This window comes from Streptomyces sp. NPDC050743 (genome assembly GCF_044456925.1).
GTDB lineage: Bacteria > Actinomycetota > Actinomycetes > Streptomycetales > Streptomycetaceae > Streptomyces.
The window spans coordinates 158655-179954 of sequence record NZ_JBITGJ010000012.1; the positions used below are offsets into that span (position 1 = coordinate 158655).

Here is a 21300-nt window from a genome sequence, read left to right on the forward strand (position 1 = left end):
GTGAGCGACCGGCCGACCGTCGACGGCGTCGACACCGCCGTCTACACCGTGCCCACCGACGCCCCCGAGGCCGACGGCACCCTCGCCTGGGACAAGACCACCCTCGTCCTGGCCACCGTGCGCTGCGGCGATACCACCGGCCTCGGCTACACCTACGCCCCGGCCGCCACCGCCCACCTCGTCCGCGAACTCCTCGCCGGCACCGTCACCGGCCTGCCGGCGCTCGACATACCGCGCGCAAACGAACGCATGTGCCGGGCGGTGCGCAACGCCGGACAGCCCGGCGTGGCCGCGCAGGCGATCGCCGCCGTCGACATCGCCCTGTGGGACCTCAAGGCCCGCCTGCTCGGCCTGCCCCTCGTGGACCTGCTCGGCGCCGCCCGCGACGACGTGCCCGTCTACGGCAGCGGCGGCTTCACCACCTACGACGCGGCACGCCAGGACCGCCAACTGCGCGGCTGGACCGAGGATCAGGGCATCCCCCGCGTCAAGATCAAGATCGGCGAGTCGCGGGGCGGCCGGGAGGACCGCGACCTCGAACGGGTCGCCCGCGCACGGGAGAGCGTCGGCGACGCGGCCGAGCTGTACGTCGACGCCAACGGCGGCTACACCGGCGGACAGGCCGCGCGCATCGGCGACGCGCTCGCCGGCCGGGGCGTGACCTGGTTCGAGGAACCGGTCTCCTCCGACCACCTGACCCAGCTCGCGGACCTGCGCGGCCGCCTCCCGATGGACGTCACCGCCGGCGAGTACGGCTACACCCTGCCGTACTTCGAGCACATGCTGGCCGCCGGGGCCGTCGACTGCCTCCAGGCGGACGTCACCCGGTGCGGCGGCATCACCGTCTGGCTGCGGGTCGCCGCGCTCGCCCAGGCACGCGGGATCGACGTCTCCGGCCACTGCGCACCGCACGCCCACGCGCACGCCGCCGCGGCCGTGCCCAACCTCCGCCACCTGGAGTGGTTCCACGACCACGTCCGCATCGAGCGGCTCTTCTTCGACGGCGTCCTCGACCCCAGCGGCGGCAGCATCACGCCCGGCGCCGACGGGGCACCCGGACTGGGGCTGACCCTCGTGGAGGAATGTGCCGCGCCGTACCGCGTGGAGTGAGGTCACCGTGTGAAACCCCCGTGCGAGAAAGGGAGATGACCATGCCTTCGACCGTCGTCATCACCGGGGCCAGCGCCGGGATCGGGCGCGCCACCGCCCGACTGTACGGCCGGCGCGGCGCGAACGTCGTCCTGGTCGCGCGTGGCGAGGGCGGCCTGCGGGCGGCGGCGGACGAGGTCGCGGCCCTCGGCGGACGCCCCCTCGTCCAGCCGGCCGACATGGCGGACCAGGCCCGGGTCGAGGCCGTCGCCGAGGCCGCGGAGAAGGAGTTCGGCCCGGTCGACGTGTGGATCAACTGCGCCTTCGCCACCGTGTTCGCGCCGTTCGAGGAGATCACCCCCGAGGAGTTCCGGCGGATCACCGACGTCACCTACCTCGGCTTCGTCAACGGCACCCGCTCGGCCCTCAAGCGCATGCTGCCCCGCGACCGGGGCACGATCGTGCAGGTCGGCTCGGCGCTGGGAGAGCGGTCGATCCCGCTGCAGTCCGCGTACTGCGGTGCCAAGCACGCCATCAACGGCTTCACCTCCTCCCTGCGCACGGAACTGCTGCACCGCGGCAGCCACGTCCATGTCACCGTCGTCCAGCTGCCCGCGGTCAACACCCCCCAGTTCGAGTGGGTCCGCTCGCGGCTCTCCCGGCACCCCATGCCGGTGCCGCCGATCTACCAGCCCGAGGTCGCCGCCCGGGGCGTGGTGCACGCGGCCGACCACCCGCGCCGCAAGCAGTACTACGTCGGCGCCGCCACCGTGGCCACCGTCTGGGCCAACCGGCTCGCCCCGGCCCCGCTCGACCGCTACCTCGCCCGCACCGGCTACGACTCCCAGCAGACCGACCGCGTCCCGCCCGCCGGACTGGACAACCTCTTCGCGCCGGTGGACCAGGACCCCAGCGAGGACCAGGGCGCCCACGGCTCCTTCGACGACAGCGCCCACGCCCGCTCCTGGCAGCAGACCCTGGCCCGGCACCCCGCCGCCACCGCCCTCGGCGCGAGCGCCGCGCTGCTCGGCGCCGCACGCGGCCTGCGCCGGCTGACCTCCCGCGCCACCTAGGCTGACGGCGTGCGCCTGCTGCTCATGTCCGACACCCATCTGCCCAAGCGCGCCAAACGGCTCCCCGAGCCGCTGCTGGCCGAACTCCCGTGCGCGGACGTCGTGTTCCACGCCGGGGACTGGGTCGACACCGCCACCCTCGACCTGCTGGAGAGCCGCAGCCGCAGGCTCATCGGGGTCTACGGCAACAACGACGGCCCCGAGCTGCGGGCCCGGCTCCCCGAGGTCGCGTACGCCGAACTGGACGGCCTGCACTTCGGCGTGGTCCACGAGACCGGCCCCGCCCAGGGCCGCGAGGCCCGCTGCGCCGCCCGCTTCCCCGACCTCGACGTCCTCGTCTTCGGCCACAGCCACATCCCGTGGGACACCACCGCCCCGACCGGTCTGCGTCTGCTCAACCCCGGCTCACCGACCGACCGCCGCCGCCAGCCCCACTGCACCTACCTGACCGCGACCCTCACCGACGGCACGCTCACGGACGTCACCCTGCACCCGCTGCCGCAGCGGTAGGGAGCGTCTGCCATCATCCGTGCGTGATCGACAACTCCGGTATACCCGCCGTCGTACCGGCAGGCCGCATGGCCCGGCAGCCGCAGCCCGTGCTGCCCCTGACCACCGGCGGCCCGGAACTGCGGCCCTGGAGCCCCGACGACGCCGGCGCGCTGCTCGCCGCCGGGCAGGACCCCGCCATCCGGCAGTGGAACCTGTTCACCGTCGGCGGCCTCGACGAGGCCCGGCGGCGGATCGCTCGCATGCACGAGCGGTGGCGGGCGGAGACCGGCGCCGTGTGGGCCGTGGCCCGGCCGGACGGCCCGGCCCTCGGGCTCGTCGGGCTGAACGACGTCGACCTCGCGGGCGGGTCCGCCGAACTCGTCTACTGGCTGCTGCCCGAGGCCCGTGGTGGCGGGGTCGCCGTGTCGGCGGTGCGGCGGCTGGGCCGGTGGGCCCTGGACGACCTGGGGCTGCATCGGCTGCGGCTGTGCCACTCCACGGCGAACCCGGCGTCGTGCCGGGTGGCGGAGAAGGCCGGGTACGGGCTGGAGGGCACCCAGCGCAGTGCCCTGCTGCACGCCGACGGCTGGCACGACCAGCATCTGCACGCGCGGGTTCAGGGTGACCGGTAGGTGACGTCCGGCTCTCACCGGCGTCGAGAGGTGTGCCTTCCTCGCACGCGCCGCAGCAGCCTTGTCGCCACCCATGTCAGCAGGCCGACCGCCGCCACGAGGACCGCTGCTCGCTTGACCACCGGGAGCCCAGCCGTGCGCAGGAGGTCCAGTGGTTCCGGCTCCTCCCACTGCTGCGGCTGCTCCTCGGCGGTCGGTGCCGGCGTCCGCTCGGCCAGCCGTTCCGCCAGGCAGGACGCGAACTGGCCCACCAGACGGTCGCCGACCTCCGCCAGCACCCCGCGCCCGAACTGCGCGGGGCGGCCGGTCACCGTGAGGTCGGTCCGCACCGACACCGCCGTGCCGCCGTCGCGTTCGGTCAGGGTGCCGGTGACCGTCGCCCGGGCCGTGCCCTGTCCCCGGGTCTCCCGGCCGCTCGCCACGAGCACCATCCGGTGCGCCGCCTCGTCCTGCTCCTCGAAGACCGCCGTGCCCCGGTAGGCCACGGTGACCGGGCCGACCTTGACCTTCACCGAGCCGGTCACGGTCTTGCCGTCGTAGTCCTCCACCACCGCGCCCGGCAGGCAGGGCGCGACCCGTTCGATGTCGAGGAGTGCGTGCCAGGCGTCGTCGACCGGCACGGGGACGGTGAACTCGTGGTGCAGTTCCATGACTGGCTCCTTCCGGAACGGTCAGGCGGCGGGCGGGTGGATGGCTCCGGCGGTGGTGGTCAGGGGGGCGCCGCTGCCGCCCCAGCGCAGGGCGACGATCTCGGCGGCGACGGACACGGCGACCTCCTCGGGCGTACGGGCCCCCAGGTCGAGGCCGAGCGGTGAGCGCAGCCTGGACAGTTCGGCCCAGGTGAGGCCCGCCTCCGTGAGCCGTGCGCGGCGCTCCTCGTGCGTCTTGCGGCTGCCCATCGCGCCGATGTAGGCGGCCGGGCGGCGCAAGGCCTCCTCCAGCAGCGGCACGTCGAACTTCGGGTCGTGGGTGAGGACGCAGATCACGGTGCGGTCGTCGGTGTCCGTGCCGGCGAGATAGCGGTGCGGCCAGTCGACCACGACCTCGACCGCCGCGGGGAAGCGTTTGGGCGTGGCGAAGACCGGGCGGGCGTCGCACACGGTGACCCGGTAGCCGAGGAAGTCGCCGATGCGCGCCACCGCGGCCGCGTAGTCGATCGCGCCGAAGACCAGCATGCGCGGCGGCGGCGCGAAGGACTGCAGGAAGACGGTGACGGCGTCCTCGCGGCGCTCGCCGTGCGGCCCGTAGTGCCTGAGCACGGAGGCGCCGAGCGCGAGTTCGCCCCGTGCGTCGGCGGTGACGGCGACGTCGAGGCCGCTCGCGCCGAGGGTGCCCGCCGCCCGCTCCGGCCAGACCACGAGCGTGGCGCCGCGCGGCGCCGGTCCGTCCACCACCGTGGCCACGGTCACCGGCTCGCCCCCGGCGACCGACGCGGCGACCGCGCCCAGCGCCGGGTCCGACCCGGGCGTCACCGGCCGTACCAGCAGGGTGATCTCGCCGCCGCAGGTCAGCCCGACCGCGAACGCGTCCTCGTCGCTGTAGCCGAAGGTCGCCAGGCGCGCCTCCCCGCTCGCCACGACCTCCTGGGCGAGCTCGAACACCGCGCCCTCCACACAGCCCCCGGACACGCTCCCCACGACCTCGTCGTCCGGGCCCACCGCCATGGCGGCACCGGGGCCGCGCGGCGCGCTCCGGCTGACCGCGACGACCGTGGCCAGCCCGAACGGCATTCCGGCCGCGTGCCAGTGCGCCAGCGCCGGCAGGATCTCACGCACCATCCGCTCCTCTCACCGGTGCCGCGGCGCACCGCGCACCGCGCACCACCGCCGCCAGCCGCTCCAGCGCCGCCAGGCTGTGCCCCGCGACGAAGGCGTCCACGCTGGGCAGCGCCGCCGCCATCCCGGCCGCCAGCGGCGCGTAACCGGGGCGGGCCTTGCGGGGGTTCGCCCAGACCACCTGGTGGGCCAGGGCGTGCAGCCGGCGCATCTGCTGCCCGAGCAGTTCCGGATCGCCGCGCTCCCAGCCGTCCGAGAGCAGGACGACGATCGCGCCGCGCGCCATCCCGCGCTGCCCCCAGCGGTTCAGGAACTCGCGCACCAGCTCGCCGAGCCGGGTGCCGCCGCGCCAGTCGGGCACGGCCGCCGCGACGGCCGCCATCGCCCAGTCCGGGTCCCGGTGCGAGAGCTCACGGGTGACCCGGGTCAGCCGGGTGCCGATGGTGAACACCTCGGTGCGGCCCGCGCGCACCGCCGCGTGCGCGAACCGCAGTAGCGCGTCGGCGTACGGCGCCATCGAGCCGCTCACATCGACGAGCAGCACCACCCGGCGGGGCCGCTCCACGCGCGCGTGCCGCCGCAGCCGGGCCGGTTCCCCGCCCCGCCGCAGCAACTCCCGTACGGTGCGCCGCGGATCGACCTCGCCGCGCCGGGCGGGCCTGCGCCGCGCCGAGCGGCGCGCCTGCCCCTGGAGGGCGAACGCGGCGAGCAGCCGGCGCAGTTGGTCCCGTTCGGCGGGGCCGAGCGCGGCGAAGTCGCGGTGCCGCAGCACCTCAGCCGAGCTGGCGAGCGCGGCGACCGGCGGCCCCGGCGGTTCGCCCTCGCCCGGCGTACGGCTTTTTGTGGGCGCCCCCCGGGCGACCAGCCCCAGCCGGGGCGGGGCAGCGGCAGGCACCGGCTGGCGGGCCCGCTCGCCGGCGGTCCCGAAGTACGCGGCGAAGACCCGCTCGTACCGCTCAAGGTCGTCGTGCCCGCCGCACAGGGTCGCCCGCCCCGCCCAGTACACGTCCGCCCGCACCTGGGGCCGCAGGGCGGCCACGGCCCGCAGGAAGGCGTGCAGCCGTTCGGTGCTCGCCTCGACACCGGCCGCGCGCAGCGCCCGCACAAAGCCGAGCAGCACGGCGTCGGCCCCGAGGTGTTCGGCGTCCCCCTCGTGCCGTACGGCGTCCGTGGCCCGCGGGCCGCCCGTCCCGTTCCCGGTCGTGCCCATGCCGTCACCCGCCCCGGGCCGCGAGGACCGCCGCGAGATCGAGCCCCCGCGCCCGGTCCGTGTCCTCCCGGTACTTCAGCACCGAGCCCAGCGTCGCCACCGCCAGCTCCGCGTCCACCTCGCTGGCCCCCAGCGCGTCCAGGGCCTCGGCCCAGTCCAGGGTCTCGGCCACACCGGGCGGTTTGAGGAGCTCGGCGCCCCGCAGCGCCTGCACCAGCGCCGTCACCTGCTCGGCAAGCCGCGCCGACACCCGGGGCAACCGACGGCGCACGATGGCCAGTTCGCGGGCGAAGGAGGGATGGTCGAACCAGTGGTAGAGGCACCGGCGTTTCAGCGCGTCGTGCACCTCGCGGGTGCGGTTCGAGGTCAGCACGGCGACCGGCGGGTGCTCGGCGCGCAGCGTGCCCAGCTCCGGGATGGTCACGGAGTACTCGGACAGCAGCTCCAGCAGGAACGCCTCGAACTCGTCGTCGGCCCGGTCGATCTCGTCCACCAGCAGCACCGCCGGCTGGGTCTGGACGGCCTGCAACAGCGGCCGGGCGATCAGGAAGCGGCGGTCGTACAGCTCGCTCTCCAGCCGGTCCGCGTCCGTGACGCCGGCCGCCTCGGCGGCCCGCAGGTGCAGCAGCTGGCGCGGGAAGTCCCAGTCGTACAGGGCCTGCGAGGCGTCGATGCCCTCGTGGCACTGCAGCCGGATCAGCGGCGCGCCGAGCGCTTCGGCGAGGGCGGCGGCGAGCGCGGTCTTGCCCACGCCCGCGTCGCCCTCGCAGAACAGCGGCCGGTGCAGCCTCAGGGCCAGGAAGCAGGTGACGGCCAGCCCTTCGTCGACGAGGTACCCCGTCTCCTCCAGGCGGGCCCGCACCTGCTCCGGGTCGTCCATCGCGATGATCGGCGCTCACCCCATTCCGGTGGCGGTCAGCACCGCCCGCCTGGTCAGCACCCGCGCCAGGTGCTGCCGGTACTCGGGCGAGGCGGACAGGTCCTGCGCCGGCCGGGTCCCTTCCGCCGCCGCCTCGGCGGCCCGGGCCACGGCCTCCGGGCCGTCGGCACCCGCCAGCGCCTCCTCGGCCGCGGTCGCCCTGAGCGGGGTCGCTCCCATGTTGGTGAGCCCGACGCGTGCCTCGACGATCCGCCCGTCGTCGCGCCGTACCAGCGCGGCGACGCCGACAGTGGCCCACGACTGGGCGACCGGATGGAACTTCTCGTAGTGGAAGCCCCAGCCGTCCGTCTTCGGGACCCGCACCTCCAGCAGCAGTTCGTCCTCGGCGAGCGCCGACTGCAGGTAGTCAACGAAGAAGTCCCGCGCGGCGATGGTGCGCCGCCCGGCGGGTCCGGCCACGACCAGTTCGGCGTCCAGGGCGAGCGCCACGGCGGGCAGGTCGCCGGCCGGGTCGGCGTGGGCGAGCGAGCCGCCGAGGGTGCCCCGGTGCCGGACGGCCGGGTCGGCCACCGTCGCCGTCGCCTGGGCGAGCAGCCCGGCGTGCCGGCGCACCAGCGGGTCGTGCACCACCTCGTGGTGCGTGGTCATCGCGCCGATGACGAGGGAGTCACCGTCCTCGCGGACCCCGCGCAGCTCGGGGATCCGGCCGACGTCCACGAGCAGTTCCGGGAAGGCCAGCCGCAGCCGCAGCAGCGGTACCAGGCTCTGCCCGCCGGCCAGCACCTTGGCCTCGTCGCCCGCGTCGGCGAGCGCGCGTACCGCGTCCTGCACGCTGTCCGGACGGGTGTACTCGAACGCGGGGGGAATCATGCCGAACCCTCCTCACCGGGCTGACCGTACTGGCCCAGCTCGCCCGACTGAGCCACCTGCCCGGACTGTCCGGACTGGGCCGGACCCGTCCCGGCGGTCCCGCCGGCCGTACCGGAGCGCGCCTCCCGGATCGCCTGCCACACCCGGTGCGGCGAACACGGCATCCGCACGTCCCGCACCCCGAGCGGCCGGAGCGCGTCCACGACGGCGTTGACCACGGCGGGTGTCGAGGCGATCGTCCCCGCCTCGCCCACGCCCTTGACACCGAGGGCGTTTGAGGCGGCCGGTGTCTCCGTCCGGTCGGTGACGAAGTGCGGCAGGTCGGCCGCCGACGGCAGCAGGTAGTCGGCCATGGTGCCCGACAGCAGGTTGCCGTCGTCGTCGTACACGGCCTCCTCGTACAGCGCCTGCGCGATACCCTGCGCGAGCCCGCCGTGCACCTGCCCCTCGACGATCATCGGGTTGACGACCCGGCCGACGTCGTCGACGCAGACGTACGACCGGATGCGCGTGCGCCCGGTCTCCGTGTCCACCTCGACCGCGCACAGGTGGGTGCCGTGCGGGTAGGAGAAGTTCTCCGGGTCCACGACGTGCTCGGCGTTGATCGTGGGCTCGACGCCGTCGGGCAGGTCGTGGTTGGTGAACGTCTCGAAGGCGATCTCCTGGATGGTCTTGCGGGCTTCCGGCGAGCCCTTGACCGAGAAGACGCCGTCGCTGAACTCCAGGTCCTGCTCGCTCGCCTCCAGCAGATGGGCGGCGACCTTCCGCGCCTTCTCCACGACCGTCCTCGCGGCCCGGTGCACGGCCTCGCCGCCGACGGCCAGCGACCGCGAGCCGTAGGTGTCCATGCCCTGCGGCGCCGCCTTGGTGTCGCCGTGCAGCACCTCGACGTCCTCGAAGGGCACGCCGAGCACGTCGGCCGCGATCTGGCTCCAGCAGGTCTCGTGGCCCTGCCCGTGCGGGCTCGTGCCGGTGACCACCTCGACCTTGCCGGTGGGCAGCATGCGGATGCTCGCCGCCTCCCAGCCGCCCGCCCCGTACCTGAGGTCGCGCAGCACCCGGCTCGGCGCGAGCCCGCACATCTCGGTGTACGTCGACACGCCGATGCCGAGTCGTACCGGATCGCCGCGCTCGTTGCGCTTGTGCTGCTCGGCGCGCAGGTCGTCGTACCCGAACAGGGCGAGCGCCTTGTCGGTGGCCGCCTCGTAGTTGCCGCTGTCGTAGGTCAGTCCGGCGATGGAGGTGTACGGGAACTCCTCGTGCCGGATCCAGTTCCGGCGCCGCAACTCCACCGGATCCAGGCCGAGTTCGGCGGCCAGCTCGTCCATGATCCGCTCGATGGCGAAGGTCGCCTCGGGGCGCCCGGCGCCGCGGTAGGCGTCGGTGGGCGTGCGGGTGGTGAACACCCCGGTGCAGGTGAAGTCGTAGGCGTCCATCTTGTAGATCGCCGGGTACATGAAGGCGCCGAGGATCGGGATGCCGGGGGTGACGAGCATCAAGTAGGCGCCCATGTCGGCGAGCAGGTCGACCTTCAGGCCGAGCAGCTTTCCCTCGCGGGTGGCGGCGATCTCGACGTCCTGGATCATGCCGCGGCCGTGGTGCGTGGCGAGCGCGCCCTCGGAGCGGGACTCCGTCCACTTCACCGGCCGGCCGAGCTTGCGGGCGACCGCGAGCGCGAGGGCCTCCTCGCCGTACACCTGGAGTTTGGAGCCGAAGCCGCCGCCGACGTCCGGGGCGATGACGCGGAGCTTGTGCTCGGGGATCCCGGTGACCGTGGACAGCATGATCCGCAGGATGTGCGGGATCTGGGTCGCCGAGTAGACCGTGTACTCGCCGGATGCGGCGAGCGGGGTGACGACAACCGCGCGCGGCTCCATCGCGTTGGGGATCAGGCGCTGCTGGTGGTAGCGGCGCTTGAGGACCACCTCGGCGCGGTCCCGTACCGCCTCGAAGCTCTCGCCGGTGGCCAGCGGCCAGGTGTAGCAGCGGTTGGTGCCCTTGTCGGCGTGGACCAGCGGGGCGTCCTCCGCGAGCGCGGCCTCCAGGTCGAGGACCGGGGGCAGCGGGTCGTAGTCGACCTCGATCGCCTCCAGGGCGTCGGCGGCCGCGTACCGGTCGCGGGCCACCACGACCGCCACCGGGTCGCCCGCGTAGCGGACCTCGTCGACGGCGACCGACGGGTGGTCCGGCAGCACGATGTCCTCGGTCACCGGCCAGGCGCAGGGCAGCGAGCCCAGCCCCTCCGCGAGGTCGGCGCCGGTGAACGCGGCGACGACACCGGGGCGTTCGAGCGCGGGGGAGACGTCGACGCGGGTGAGGCGGGCGTGGGCCATCGGGCTGCGCAGGATCGCCAGGTGCAGCAGTCCGGCAACCTGGATGTTGTCGGTCCAGTTGGTCTGGCCGGTGATCAGCCGGGCGTCCTCCTTGCGCAGCCGGCGGCGTCCGACCTCGCGTGCGACGGCCTGGTCGGTCATGCCGTGACCTCCTCGGCGACCTCATGGGCCTCTCGCCCGGACGCGGCGAGCACCGCGCGGACGATGTTCTGGTAACCGGTGCAGCGGCAGAGGTTGCCCTCCAGGGCGTGGCGGACCTCCTCCGGGCCGGGGTGCGGGTTCTCGCTCAGCAGGTCGCGGGCGGCCATGATCATGCCCGGTGTGCAGTAGCCGCACTGCAGACCGTGCTGCTCGTGGAAGGCGCGCTGCAGCGCCGTCCATTCGCCGTCCCTGGCGAGCCCCTGGATCGTGGTCACCGAGCAGCCGTCCGTCTGCACGGCGAGCACCGAGCAGCTCTTCACGCTGGCTCCGTCCAGGTCGACCGTGCAGGCGCCGCAGTTGGAGGTGTCGCAGCCGATCGTGGTGCCGGTGAGGCCGAGGCGGTCGCGCAGGTAGTGGGCCAGGAGGAGACGGGGTTCCACGTCGTCCTCGTACGTCGTGCCGTCCACGTTCACCGAGATGTGGGTCATGGGCCCTCCAGACCGTACGGGAGAGGGATTTTCAGCCAGCGGACGTGATGTAGGTCACCCTACGACCGCACTCTGGTCACGGCGAGTGCTGCGACGGGCTTTTGTTGAGTGTTAATCCATTGCTGCGGGGTGCCGGTGTCTGCTGCACTGCGCGGTGCCCGTCGTCACACAGAGAGGACCAGCGATGCGCGCTGCGTGCATGTCCACCCAGGAAGGAATCCGCCCCGTGCCGAAGGACATCACGCTCAGTGCATCTGCTCAATCTCGGAATTCTCGCGCATGTCGACGCCGGTAAGACCAGCCTGACCGAACGGCTGCTGCACACCGCCGGAGTGATCGACACGATCGGCAGCGTCGACGCCGGCAGCACCACCACCGACTCCCTCGCGCTGGAGCGGCAGCGCGGCATCACCATCAAGTCCGCCGTCGTGTCGTTCCCGCTCGACGGCGTCACCGTCAACCTCATCGACACCCCCGTCACCCCGACTTCATCGCCGAGGTCGAGCGGGTGCTCGGCGTGCTCGACGGCGCCGTGCTGGTCGTCTCGGCCGTCGAGGGCGTCCAGGCGCAGACACGGGTGCTGATGCGTATCCTGCGCCGGCTGCGGATCCCCACGCTGATCTTCGTGAACAAGATCGACCGACGGGGCGCGGACGGCTCCGCCGTGCTCGATCAGATGGCCCGCAGGCTGTCGGTACCGCTCGTCCCGATGGGCGGGGCCGCGCGGCTCGGCACGCGTGCCGCCCGCTTCGTGCCCGGCCTGCACCCGGCCGCGCTGGACGCGCTCGCCGACCACGACGACGACCTGCTCGCCGCCTACCTCGACGGCGGGGTGTCCGACGCCCGTCTGCGCACCGCCCTCGCCGCCCTGACCCGGCGCGCGCTGGTCCATCCGGTGTACTTCGGCTCCGCCATCACCGGAGCGGGTGTGCCCGAATTGACCACCGGCATCGAGCAGCTGCTGCCCACCGCCGACGGCGACCCGGCAGGCCCCCTGTCGGCCACGGTCTTCAAGCTCGAACGCGGCCCGGCGGGCGAGAAGGTGGCCTACGCCCGGATCTTCTCCGGCACCCTGCACGTCCGCGACCGGATCCCCTTCGGGGACGGGGGAGAGGGGGACCCGGCGGACGACCGCCGATTGGAGGGGGGAACGGCCGGCGGCCAGGGGAACGGGCGAGGCGGCGACGGCCCGGTGCAGGGACAGGGAGGTGGCGCGGCGGGCCGGGCTGCCCGCCGCCGTGCGCGGGGGCCGGCGGCGGATGGCAGTGCGCAAGGCCCCGCCATCGACTGCCCGGTGCGCGGTCGGGCCGAGGGAGACCGCGCGGAGGGGCGGGCCGCAGCTGTGCGGGTCGCGGGCCGTGTCACCCACGGCCGCGGGGGCGGTTCTGCGGGGGTTCGGGGCGCCGACGGCCCGGTGGAGGACCGTGCCCCCGACGGTCTCGCGGCGGCGTGGGGAGCCTGTGGCCCCGGGAACGGCCGGGCGGTCGGCGGCCGCTCGGAGAGCCCTGGTGCCGACGGGCCGTCGGCAGGCCGGGGTGCCCGGCCTCGTGCAGAGGGCCGCGTCACCGGGCTCAGCGTGTTCGAGCACGGTACCGACGTCCGGCAGGACAGCGCCGGTGCCGGGCGGATCGTCAAGGTGTGGGGGCTCGGCGAGGTCCGGATCGGTGACGCGCTCGGGCGTCCGGGGAGGGCGTACACGCACCACTTCGCGCCGCCGACCCTGGAGACGGTCGTCGTGCCCGGCCCCGGCGCCGACCGGCGCTCGCTGCACCTCGCGCTCACCCAGCTCGCCGAACAGGACCCGCTCATCGGGGTCCGGCACGACGAACTGCGCGGCGAGACCTCCGTGTCCCTCTACGGCGAGGTGCAGAAGGAGGTGATCCAGGCGACCCTCGCCGAGGAGTACGGCCTGGAGGTCGGCTTCCGCGAGACGACGACCCTGTGCATCGAACGGCCCGTCGGCACCGGGCACGCCGTGGAGTTCAACAAGAAGGACGCCAACCCGTTCCTCGCCACCGTCGGCCTGCGCGTCGAGCCCGCACCGCCCGGCTCGGGCGTGGCGTTCCGGCTGGAGGTGGAGCTGGGCTCGATGCCGTACGCCTTCTTCAAGGCCGTCGAGGACACCGTCCGCGAGACGCTCGGTCAGGGACTGCACGGCTGGCGCATCCCCGACTGCACGGTCACCATGACCCACTCCGGCTACTCGCCCCGGCAGAGCCACGCCCACCAGGGCTTCGACAAGAGCATGTCGAGCACCGGGTACGACTTCCGGGGACTGACCCCGCTGGTCCTGACCGAGGCACTGCGCCGGGCGGGCACCCGGGTGCACGAGCCCATGCACCGCTTCCGGCTTCAGGCCCCGGCGGACACGCTCGGCGCGCTGCTTCCGGTGCTCGCCCGGCTGGGCGCCGTACCGGAGACCACCGGGGCACTCGGCGCGGCCGTCGTGCTGGAGGGCACGGTGCCCGCCGCCCGGGTGCACGAGCTGGAGCAGCGGCTGCCCGGGCTCACGCGGGGCGAGGGGGAGCTGGAGACGGCGTTCGACCACTATGCGCCGGTCACCCGCGGAACGGTTCCGGAGCGGCCGCGCACCGACCACAACCCGCGGAACCGGAAGGAGTACCTGCTCAACGTGACCCGACGGGTGGGAGATTGAGCCAACGAGCTGACTATCAGTCAACTTACTGGCAAGTCAGAAGGTGTTGACGCCGCCCAGACATCGCCGGACTGTGGTGGACATGCCAAATATCCGGGTGCGTCTGCTGGCTGTTCTGGTCGTCCTCAGTGGATTCCTGGCGGTGGCGGGTCTCCCGCCCGCCACCGCCAGCGCCGCCCTCCCCGCCGACTCCCTCTGGTTCGACGGCGCCCCGCTCACCGTGCAGGGCGGCCGCTTCATCGACGGCCAGGGGCGCGAGATCGTCCTGCGCGGCTTCAACGTCTCGGGCGAGACCAAGCTGGAGGAGAACGGCGGCCTGCCCTTCGCCTCGGTCGCCGACGCCAGGAAGTCCGCGACCGCGCTGCGCGCCCTCGGCGGCGCGAACGCCGTCCGCTTCCTGCTCTCCTGGGCGCACGCCGAACCCGTGCGCGGCCAGGTGGACACCGGCTATCTGGCCGCCGCCACCGGGCAACTGCGCGCCTTCCTGGACGCGGGCATCCGCGTCTTCCCCGACTTCCACCAGGACCTGTACTCCCGCCACCTGTTCAACAGCGGCAGCTGGTACACGGGAGACGGCGCCCCCGAGTGGGCGGCCGACGCCGGGGGTTATCCGGCCGAGTCCTGCGGCATCTGCCTGTTTTGGGGCCAGAACATCACCCAGAACGCGGCCGTGCGGAAGGCCCAGTACGACTTCTGGCACAACGCCTACGGCCTCCAGGACGCCTTCCTCGCCACCGCGCAGACGACCATGGCCTACCTCCAACAGCACTTGAGCAGCACTGAGTTCGCGAGCGTCGCCGGATTCGACCCGTACAACGAGCCCTACGCGGGCGGTTACGACTCCGGGCAGACCTCCCGCACCTGGGAGAAGGACCTGCTGTGGCCGTTCTACCAGAGGTTCCGCGCCCGCATGGACGCCGCCGGCTGGCAGGACAAGCCCGCCTTCGTGGAGCCCAACCTCTTCTGGAACGCCAACATCTCCACCCAGAAACAGGAGGGCGGCCTGCTGGACGCGGGCACGCTCGGCCCGCGTTATGTCTTCAACACCCACTTCTACGACCAGAAGGCCATCTCCGGCATCCTCATGTGGGGCAAGGCGGCCGACGGCCAGTACGCCTCCGACTTCGCCGCCGTCCGCGACCGCGGCGCGGCCGCCGGCACCGCGGCCGCGGTCGGCGAGTTCGGCCACCCGCTGTCCGGCACGGTGTCCGACAAGGCGCCGACCGTCCTGAAGGCCATGTACCAGGCCCTCGACTCCCGCGTCCCCGGGGCGACTTGGTGGACGGATCCGGCCGCCTCCGGTCCGGTGCTCTCCGGCACCCAGTGGCAGTGGGACCTTTACAACGGCCGGCACCACGAGCTGATGAACGGCAACCCCGACAAGGTGCGCACCTCCGGCGACGCCTGGAACGACGAGGACCTCTCCGCCGTGCGCCTGGACGACTCCGGGAACGTCACCCTGCGTCAGGACGCCCGCCTGCTGGACCGCCTCTACCCGAGCGCCACGGCCGGTAAGGCACTCGCCTTCACCTACGAGGACCGTTCCCGCGACGGCTCCACCACCCTCACCTGGAACCCGGTGCCGTCCTCGTTGCCGAACGTGGCGAAGCTGGTGGGCCCCGGCCGGTACGGGCTGCTGGTGTGGCGCTCCGGCGCCGGCAGCGCACCCACCGAACTGCATCTGCCGGCGTCCTTCCCCACCGCGTCCACCACCGTCGTCTCCGACCTGGGCACGGCCCACGCCCCGCCCGCCTACACCGGCGCGGCCACCCCGGTCGCCGTCGCCCCCGAGCCGGGCGGCACCGGCAGCCGCCGGCTGCTCCTCACCGACGCGGACTCCGGGGCCCTGCACTACGCGCTGGTGACCGACGGGGCCACCGCGCCCTCGGCGGACCTGCTGAGCGCGGCCCGGTCCGAGCTGGCCGCGTGGGCGTCGGCGCACTTCTGAGCCGTCACGGAGGGAGCCGTACGGCCCCCGGGGGGAGTGGGGTCGCCCCGGAGGCCGTCCGGCGCTCAACTCCCGGCTGGAGTCGTCCAGTCGGCCTGGACGTGGCCCAGCCGGACGCGCTGCGGATGGTCGCCGACCGGGACGGACAGCACCTTCTGGCCGGTGGCGAAGTCGATGGCCGTGACCTGGTCGGCGCCGGCCTCGGAGATGACGCAGTCCTTGCCGTCGCCGCTCACGGTCGCCCAGTACGGCGTGGAGGCGGTGATCAGCGGGCCGACGTCGAAGGAGGCCCGGTCGACCACGGTGGCGTAGTTGTCCATCGTCCCGGCGACGCACAGCTTGGTGCCCTCGGGGTTCATCGAGATGCCGTGGTGGCGGGAGTCCAGCAGCCAGGTGGTGCGGTCGGGGTTCGTCGCCGGGTTCTCCGGCAGGGTCTTCACCCGGGTGATCCTGTCCGTGGCCACGTCGTACTCCAGGAAGCCGTTGAAGAACGACACCTGGAAGTACAGCTTGGACCAGTCGGGCGTGAAGGCGGCGGGCCGGACGGCGTCGGAGAAGTCCTTCAGCCCGATCGCGTCCAGCCGCTGCCGCATGTCGATGGTCCTGACCTGCTTGAACGTGGTCGCGTCGACGATCGTGATGTGGCGGTCGCCCTTGGTCCAGTCCCAGCCCGGGGCGTCGAGGGAGGTGGTCACCTCGCCGATGGACATGTTCCAGATGTACTTCCCGCCGTCTGTGAAGAAGTTCTCGTGCGGCTTGTCGCCGGTGCCGAACTCGCCCAGTTCCTCACCGGTGTCGATGTCCAGCACCTGCACCTTGTTCGCGGTGGACGCCGAGACGGCCACGCGGGTGCCGTCCGGTGAGACCGCCATGTGGTCGGCGCGGTAACCTGCCACCGGGAAGCGCCAGTTGACCTTGTCGGTGGCCAGGTCGATGGAGACGACGTCGGCGAAGCTGGGCCGGGAGACGACCACGGACCTTCCGTCGGGCGTGGAGTACATGTCGTCCACGTACTGGTCGTGTCCCTCGCCGACCTGGTTGCGGATGGACGTGTAGTAGATCCACTTGATCGGGTCGGCGTTGATCTCCGCCAGCCGCTCCGCCTTGTCGGGGATCACGTTGATCCGGCCGATCTTCGCGAAGTCGCCGGAGGACTTGATGACATCGGCGGTGCCGTCCCAGTTGTCGCCGACGAACAGCACCTCGCGCAGACCGCCGGAGGTGCCGCTCGCGGCGTAGGCGGCGGTCGCCGGGCCGGCGACGGTCAGGGCGAGGGCGGCGGCCATGGAGCACAGGTGCCTGGTTCTGGAGGCAGGCATGACTGCTCTCTTTCCTCGGGGGGGTGTGCGGAAAATCTGAACACGGGCGCATTCACAGTGAACTTACTGAAAAGTAAGGAACGGTCGGGCTGCTCGACAAGATGTGTGCACGACAAGATTGGGGGACCGGTGGCGAACGGAGGGGGAACACGTGACGGGCAGGCTCAAGGCGCCGACGGGCCGCTACGGCGGCAGATCCGCCGAGGAACGGCAGGCCGAGCGGCGCCGGCGCTTCCTGGACGCGGCCCTGGAGCTCTTCGGCGGCGCACCCGGGTACCGGAGCACGACGGTCGCCGCGCTGAGCCAGGCCGCCGGACTGTCGACCCGCCAGTTCTACGAGGAGTTCCGCACCCTGGAGGACGTCCTCGCCGCGCTGCACCTCCAGGTCAACGGCTGGGCCGAACAGGCGGTGCTGGACGCCCTCGCCACGGCGGACGGACTGCCGCTGGCGGAGCGGGCCGGCGTGCTCTTCCGGGCCTACGCCCGCGACGTCACCTCCGACCCGCGCCGCATCCGCATCACCTTCGTGGAGATCGTCGGCGTCAGCCCCCGCCTGGAGGAGCAGCGACTGGCCCGCCGGGCCCGCTGGATCGACCTCATCCGCGCCGAGGCCGACGCGGCCGTGGTACGCGGGGAGGCGGCGCCCCGCGACTACCGCCTCGCCACGACAGCCTTCATCGGCAGCGTCAACGGCCTGCTGCACGACTGGAGCGCCGGCTGGGTGGACGCCACCCTCGACGAGGTGGTGGACGAGCTGGTGCGGCTGCTGCTGGGCATGCTCCGCCCGGAGGGCTGGCGGCCCGGGGGCGGGTGACAGGGGCGGCGGGGGCCGGCGGGCCCGGCCCGGGTGCCACGGGCGCTGCCCGGCGCGCCGGCCCCAGCCCCGGCGCCGGCGCGCCCGCGGCGCGTCCCTCCCGCTGCTGAGCCGCTGCCCCTCTCGCCCCCGCACCTCCGTCTCCCCTCCGCTTCCGCCACTGCCGCGGCCGAAGAGGGGAGGCGGCGAGGGGGCGACGGCTGCGGCTGGGCGGGGCCGGGGGGTACGGACCCACGCGGTTCGGCGCGCGGGAACGGCCCGGAACTGGTCTGCTGGTGCGGGGGGTGTCGTAGCCGTGCTTCGGAACGCGGGATACACCGCCGGACCCAGGAGAATGTGATGAGTACCTATCGAGTCGCGCAGGTGACGAGCGCGGGCGGCCCGTTCCAACTGGCCGAACGGGAGGTGTCCGAGCCGGGGCCCGGCCAGGTGCGGATCGCCGTCGAGGCGTGCGGCGTCTGCCACAGCGACACCATGTTCGTGAACGCCGCCGTGCCGGGCCTGACGTTCCCGGTCGTCGCAGGGCACGAGATCGCCGGCCGTGTCGAGGCGCTCGGCGAGGGCACGCAGGACTGGGGCTACCAGGCCGGCGACCGGGTCGCGGTCGGCTGGTTCGGCGGCGCCTGCGGCCACTGCCCGCCGTGCCGGCGGGGCGACTTCATCGTGTGCGTCAATCTGAAAGTCCCCGGCTGGGCCTACGACGGGGGCTTCGCGGAGAAGGTGATCGCGCCCGTCGACGCCCTCGCCCGGATCCCGGAGGCGCTGGCGGCGAGCGACGCCGGGCCCATGGCCTGTGCCGGTGTGACCACGTACAACGGGCTGCGGCGCAGCTCCGCCCGGCCCGGGGACCTGGTCGCGGTGCTCGGCCTGGGTGGCCTCGGGCACCTCGGGGTGCAGTACGCGGTGGCGATGGGCTTCGAGACCGTGGCGATCGCCCGGGGCGCCCAGAAGGCCGACTTCGCCAAGCAGCTCGGCGCCCACCACTACGTCGACAGCACCTCCGGCACCCCGGTCGCCGAGGCCCTGCAGTCCCTCGGCGGCGCGAGCGTGGTACTGGCCACCGCCGGGCACTCCGAGGCCATCACCGCCACCGTGGACGGCCTCGCGCCACGTGGCGAGCTCGTGGTCATCGGCGCGGATCCCGAGGCGATGGGCATCAGCCCGCTCCAGCTGATCATGGGCGCCCGGGTCGTGCGCGGCCACCCCTCCGGCACTTCGCGGGACGTGCAGGACACCATGGAGTTCAGCGCCCTGCACGGCATCCGCCCGATGACCGAGAACGTGCCGCTGGACGACACCGCCGAGGCTTACCAGAAGATGCTCGACGGCAAGGCCCGCTTCCGCATGGTCATCACCAACGGCTGACTCCGGGCACCCGGACTCCGGCCCGGCGCGTCAGCCGCCGAGCCGCTCCAGGGCCGCGAGGACCGGCGCGGCGCCGTCGTCGTCGCGGATCCGGGCGCCCGGACGGCGCGCCCGCTCCCGGAACTCCGGCTCCCGGGTGGCCCGTACCAGGGCCGGAGCCAGCGCGTCCACGGTGAGGCGGCGCAGCGATACGACGCCCGGGGCGACACCCAGCGCGACCAGCCGGGCGGACCAGAACCCCGCGTCGAACTGGACCGGCACCGGCACGGCCGGCACCCCGGCGCGCAGCCCCGCCGCGGTCGTCCCCGCGCCCGCGTGGTGGACCACCGCGGCCATCCGCGCATGAAGAGCAGGGCGTGCGGCACGTCGTCGATGGTCAGCATGTCGTCGCCGGCCGCCGCGAGCCCGCCCCAGCCGCGCTGGATCACCCCGCGCAGCCCGGCCCGCCGCAGCGCCGCGACCACCTGGGCGCTGATCCGGGCCGCGTCCGGCACGGTGGCGCTGCCCAGTCCGACGAAGACCGGCGCCGGGCCGACGTCGAGGAACTCCCTCACCTCGTCGGGGAGTTGTGCCTCCGTGTCGTACGGCCACCAGTAGCCGCTCACCGTGAGGCCGGCCCGCCAGTCGCGGGGCCTGGGCACCACCAGGGGGCTGAAGCCGTGGTGCACCGGCCGGCGCCGTCGCTCGCGGGCCCGCCGTGCCGTGCCGGTGCGTATGCCGGTGCCGCGCCGCCGCCGTACCGCGGCGGCCCCTACGCGGCGGCGGACACCACCAGCAGGCCCGCCGCCGCGAGCACCGCGCAGCCCAGCAGCAGACACGCCAGCAGGCGCTGCCGCAGCGCCCGGTAGCGCTTCTCGTACGTCCGCCGCAGTTCCTCGGCGCGGTCGGCCGTGCGCTGCCACGACCGGCGGGACAGGCCCAGGTACTCCGCCTCGAACTCCCGCTCCAGCGCCTCTCGTTGGACATCGGTGAGCCAGCCCAGCCGGGAAGCGGTGCGCGCCGCCGCCGTACGGCCCTCCTCCCGTGCGGCGGCGAGCAGGAGATGGCCCTCGATCTCCCGGACGAGGGCCCGCTCTTCCGGCGCCGTCATCGTGCGCTCAACTCCCTCGGCATTTCCGCGGTCTCAGGGTGATGCAGGTCGAACGCCGGGGATTCGCTGCGGATCCGCGGCAGGGCGAGGAAGTTGTGCCGCGGCGGCGGGCACGACGTCGCCCACTCCAGCGAACGGCCGTAGCCCCAGGGGTCGTCCACGGCGACCGGCTTGCCGTACTTGGCCGTCTTCCACACGTTGTAGAAGAACGGGAGCATGGAGGAGCCGAGCAGGAACGAGAAGATCGTCGAGACCGTGTTGAGGGTGGTGAGCCCCTCGGCCGCGAGATAGTCGGGAATCCGGCGCTGCATCCCGTTCGTGCCCAGCCAGTGCTGGACCAGGAAGGTGCCGTGGAAGCCGACGAACAGCGTCCAGAACGTGATCTTGCCGAGGCGATCGTCCAGCATCTTGCCGGTGAACTCCGGCCACCAGAAGTGGAAGCCGGCGAACATCGCGAACACGACCGTGCCGAAGATGACGTAGTGGAAGTGGGCCACCACGAAATACGTGTCGGAGGTGGCGAAGTCGATCGGCGGCGAGGCGAGCATGACACCGGTCAGCCCGCCCAACACGAACGTGACCAGGAAGCCCATCACCCACAGCATCGGCGTCTCGAAGGAGAGACTACCCCTCCACATGGTGCCGATCCAGTTGAAGAACTTCACCCCGGTCGGCACCGCGATCAGGAAGGTCATGAAGGAGAAGAAGGGCAGCAGCACACCGCCGGTGACGAACATGTGGTGGGCCCACACGGTCACGGACAGACCGGCGATGGCGATGGTCGCGGCGATCAGGCCCATGTAGCCGAACATCGGCTTGCGGGAGAACACCGGGATGATCTCGCTGATGATGCCGAAGAACGGCAGCGCGATGATGTACACCTCTGGATGTCCGAAGAACCAGAAGAGGTGCTGCCACAGCAGTGCTCCGCCGTTGGCCGCGTCGAAGACGTGGGCGCCGAACTTGCGGTCCGCCTCCAGCGCGAACAGGGCGGCGGCCAGGACCGGGAAGACCAGCAGCACCAGGACACCGGTCAGCAGCACGTTCCACACGAAGATCGGCATGCGGAACATGGTCAGTCCGGGGGCCCGCATGCAGATGATCGTGGTGATGAAGTTGACCGAG

Annotated in this window: 17 protein-coding genes and 3 pseudogenes; 9 read left to right on the forward strand and 11 right to left on the reverse strand. The window is 73.1% G+C overall.

What is annotated here, in order from left to right:
- Genes ACIBJF_RS15660 through ACIBJF_RS15675 form a run of 4 tightly spaced genes read left to right on the forward strand, consistent with a single transcriptional unit; the run spans position 1 to position 3286 of the window.
- Positions 1–1110, forward strand: a complete 1110-nt coding sequence (locus ACIBJF_RS15660; RefSeq protein ID WP_399174243.1) for an enolase C-terminal domain-like protein — start codon at positions 1–3, stop codon at positions 1108–1110.
- A gap of 41 nt (positions 1111–1151) precedes the next feature.
- On the forward strand, positions 1152–2162 hold the full coding sequence (locus ACIBJF_RS15665; RefSeq protein ID WP_399174244.1) for an SDR family oxidoreductase: 1011 nt from the start codon (positions 1152–1154) through the stop codon (positions 2160–2162).
- 9 nt (positions 2163–2171) lie between these two features.
- Positions 2172–2672 (forward strand): metallophosphoesterase family protein, encoded by a 501-nt coding sequence (locus tag ACIBJF_RS15670; protein WP_399174245.1) that lies wholly within the window; start codon positions 2172–2174, stop codon positions 2670–2672.
- 23 nt (positions 2673–2695) lie between these two features.
- Positions 2696–3286: a GNAT family N-acetyltransferase gene (locus tag ACIBJF_RS15675; protein ID WP_399174246.1), complete on the forward strand. Its 591-nt coding sequence runs from the start codon at positions 2696–2698 to the stop codon at positions 3284–3286.
- Positions 3287–3300: 14 nt separating this feature from the next.
- Here ACIBJF_RS15675 and ACIBJF_RS15680 read toward each other — a convergent pair whose 3' ends face one another.
- From ACIBJF_RS15680 to ACIBJF_RS15710, 7 genes are read right to left on the reverse strand one after another with little or no spacing between them, the layout of a single operon-like run.
- Complete coding sequence (locus tag ACIBJF_RS15680) at positions 3301–3936, reverse strand: SRPBCC family protein (RefSeq protein ID WP_399174247.1); 636 nt, start codon at positions 3934–3936, stop codon at positions 3301–3303.
- Positions 3937–3957: 21 nt separating this feature from the next.
- Positions 3958–5061 carry an XdhC family protein gene (locus ACIBJF_RS15685; RefSeq protein ID WP_399174266.1) on the reverse strand — a complete coding sequence of 368 codons (1104 nt, stop codon included), beginning with the start codon at positions 5059–5061 and terminating at the stop codon, positions 3958–3960.
- Entirely contained in the window at positions 5054–6271 is a 1218-nt protein-coding gene (locus ACIBJF_RS15690) for a VWA domain-containing protein (protein WP_399174248.1), read from the reverse strand. Before ACIBJF_RS15690 ends, ACIBJF_RS15685 begins: the two co-directional genes overlap by 8 nt.
- Before the next feature lie 4 nt (positions 6272–6275).
- A complete protein-coding gene (locus ACIBJF_RS15695; RefSeq protein ID WP_399174249.1) occupies positions 6276–7151 on the reverse strand; it encodes an AAA family ATPase in 876 nt (291 codons plus the stop codon).
- 15 nt (positions 7152–7166) lie between these two features.
- Entirely contained in the window at positions 7167–8021 is an 855-nt protein-coding gene (locus ACIBJF_RS15700; RefSeq protein WP_390679982.1) for an FAD binding domain-containing protein, read from the reverse strand.
- A complete protein-coding gene (locus ACIBJF_RS15705; protein ID WP_399174250.1) occupies positions 8018–10495 on the reverse strand; it encodes a xanthine dehydrogenase family protein molybdopterin-binding subunit in 2478 nt (825 codons plus the stop codon). The genes ACIBJF_RS15700 and ACIBJF_RS15705 overlap by 4 nt, the downstream gene beginning before the upstream one ends.
- A complete protein-coding gene (locus ACIBJF_RS15710) occupies positions 10492–10983 on the reverse strand; it encodes a (2Fe-2S)-binding protein (protein ID WP_399174251.1) in 492 nt (163 codons plus the stop codon). Before ACIBJF_RS15710 ends, ACIBJF_RS15705 begins: the two co-directional genes overlap by 4 nt.
- Positions 10984–11231: 248 nt before the next feature.
- Here ACIBJF_RS15710 and ACIBJF_RS15715 point away from each other — a divergent pair.
- The 3 genes and pseudogenes from ACIBJF_RS15715 to ACIBJF_RS15725 form a co-directional block, all read left to right on the forward strand.
- Positions 11232–12091: pseudogene (locus ACIBJF_RS15715) on the forward strand (GTP-binding protein); the annotation flags it as partial.
- 441 nt (positions 12092–12532) lie between these two features.
- Positions 12533–13639: pseudogene (locus ACIBJF_RS15720) on the forward strand (GTP-binding protein); the annotation flags it as partial.
- Between the two features lie 82 nt (positions 13640–13721).
- Positions 13722–15587 (forward strand): cellulase family glycosylhydrolase, encoded by a 1866-nt coding sequence (locus ACIBJF_RS15725; RefSeq protein ID WP_399174252.1) that lies wholly within the window; start codon positions 13722–13724, stop codon positions 15585–15587.
- A gap of 65 nt (positions 15588–15652) precedes the next feature.
- On the opposite strand, the gene ACIBJF_RS15730 is transcribed toward ACIBJF_RS15725, so the two are convergent.
- Positions 15653–16906 (reverse strand): YncE family protein, encoded by a 1254-nt coding sequence (locus ACIBJF_RS15730; RefSeq protein WP_399174253.1) that lies wholly within the window; start codon positions 16904–16906, stop codon positions 15653–15655.
- A 151-nt stretch (positions 16907–17057) separates the two neighbouring features.
- Here ACIBJF_RS15730 and ACIBJF_RS15735 point away from each other — a divergent pair, with 151 nt between their 5' ends.
- Both ACIBJF_RS15735 and ACIBJF_RS15740 read left to right on the forward strand, forming a co-directional pair.
- Entirely contained in the window at positions 17058–17720 is a 663-nt protein-coding gene (locus tag ACIBJF_RS15735) for a TetR/AcrR family transcriptional regulator (RefSeq protein ID WP_399174254.1), read from the forward strand.
- A gap of 339 nt (positions 17721–18059) precedes the next feature.
- Positions 18060–19085 carry an alcohol dehydrogenase catalytic domain-containing protein gene (locus ACIBJF_RS15740; protein WP_399174255.1) on the forward strand — a complete coding sequence of 342 codons (1026 nt, stop codon included), beginning with the start codon at positions 18060–18062 and terminating at the stop codon, positions 19083–19085.
- Positions 19086–19115: 30 nt separating this feature from the next.
- Here ACIBJF_RS15740 and ACIBJF_RS15745 read toward each other — a convergent pair.
- From ACIBJF_RS15745 to ACIBJF_RS15755, 3 genes and pseudogenes are all read right to left on the reverse strand, one after another.
- Positions 19116–19828: pseudogene (locus tag ACIBJF_RS15745) on the reverse strand (glycosyltransferase); the annotation flags it as partial.
- Positions 19829–19836: 8 nt separating this feature from the next.
- A complete protein-coding gene (locus tag ACIBJF_RS15750; protein WP_399174256.1) occupies positions 19837–20175 on the reverse strand; it encodes a hypothetical protein in 339 nt (112 codons plus the stop codon).
- On the reverse strand, positions 20172–21300 hold a 1129-nt coding region (locus tag ACIBJF_RS15755), incomplete at its 5' end, for a cbb3-type cytochrome c oxidase subunit I (RefSeq protein ID WP_399174257.1). The genes ACIBJF_RS15750 and ACIBJF_RS15755, both read right to left, overlap by 4 nt.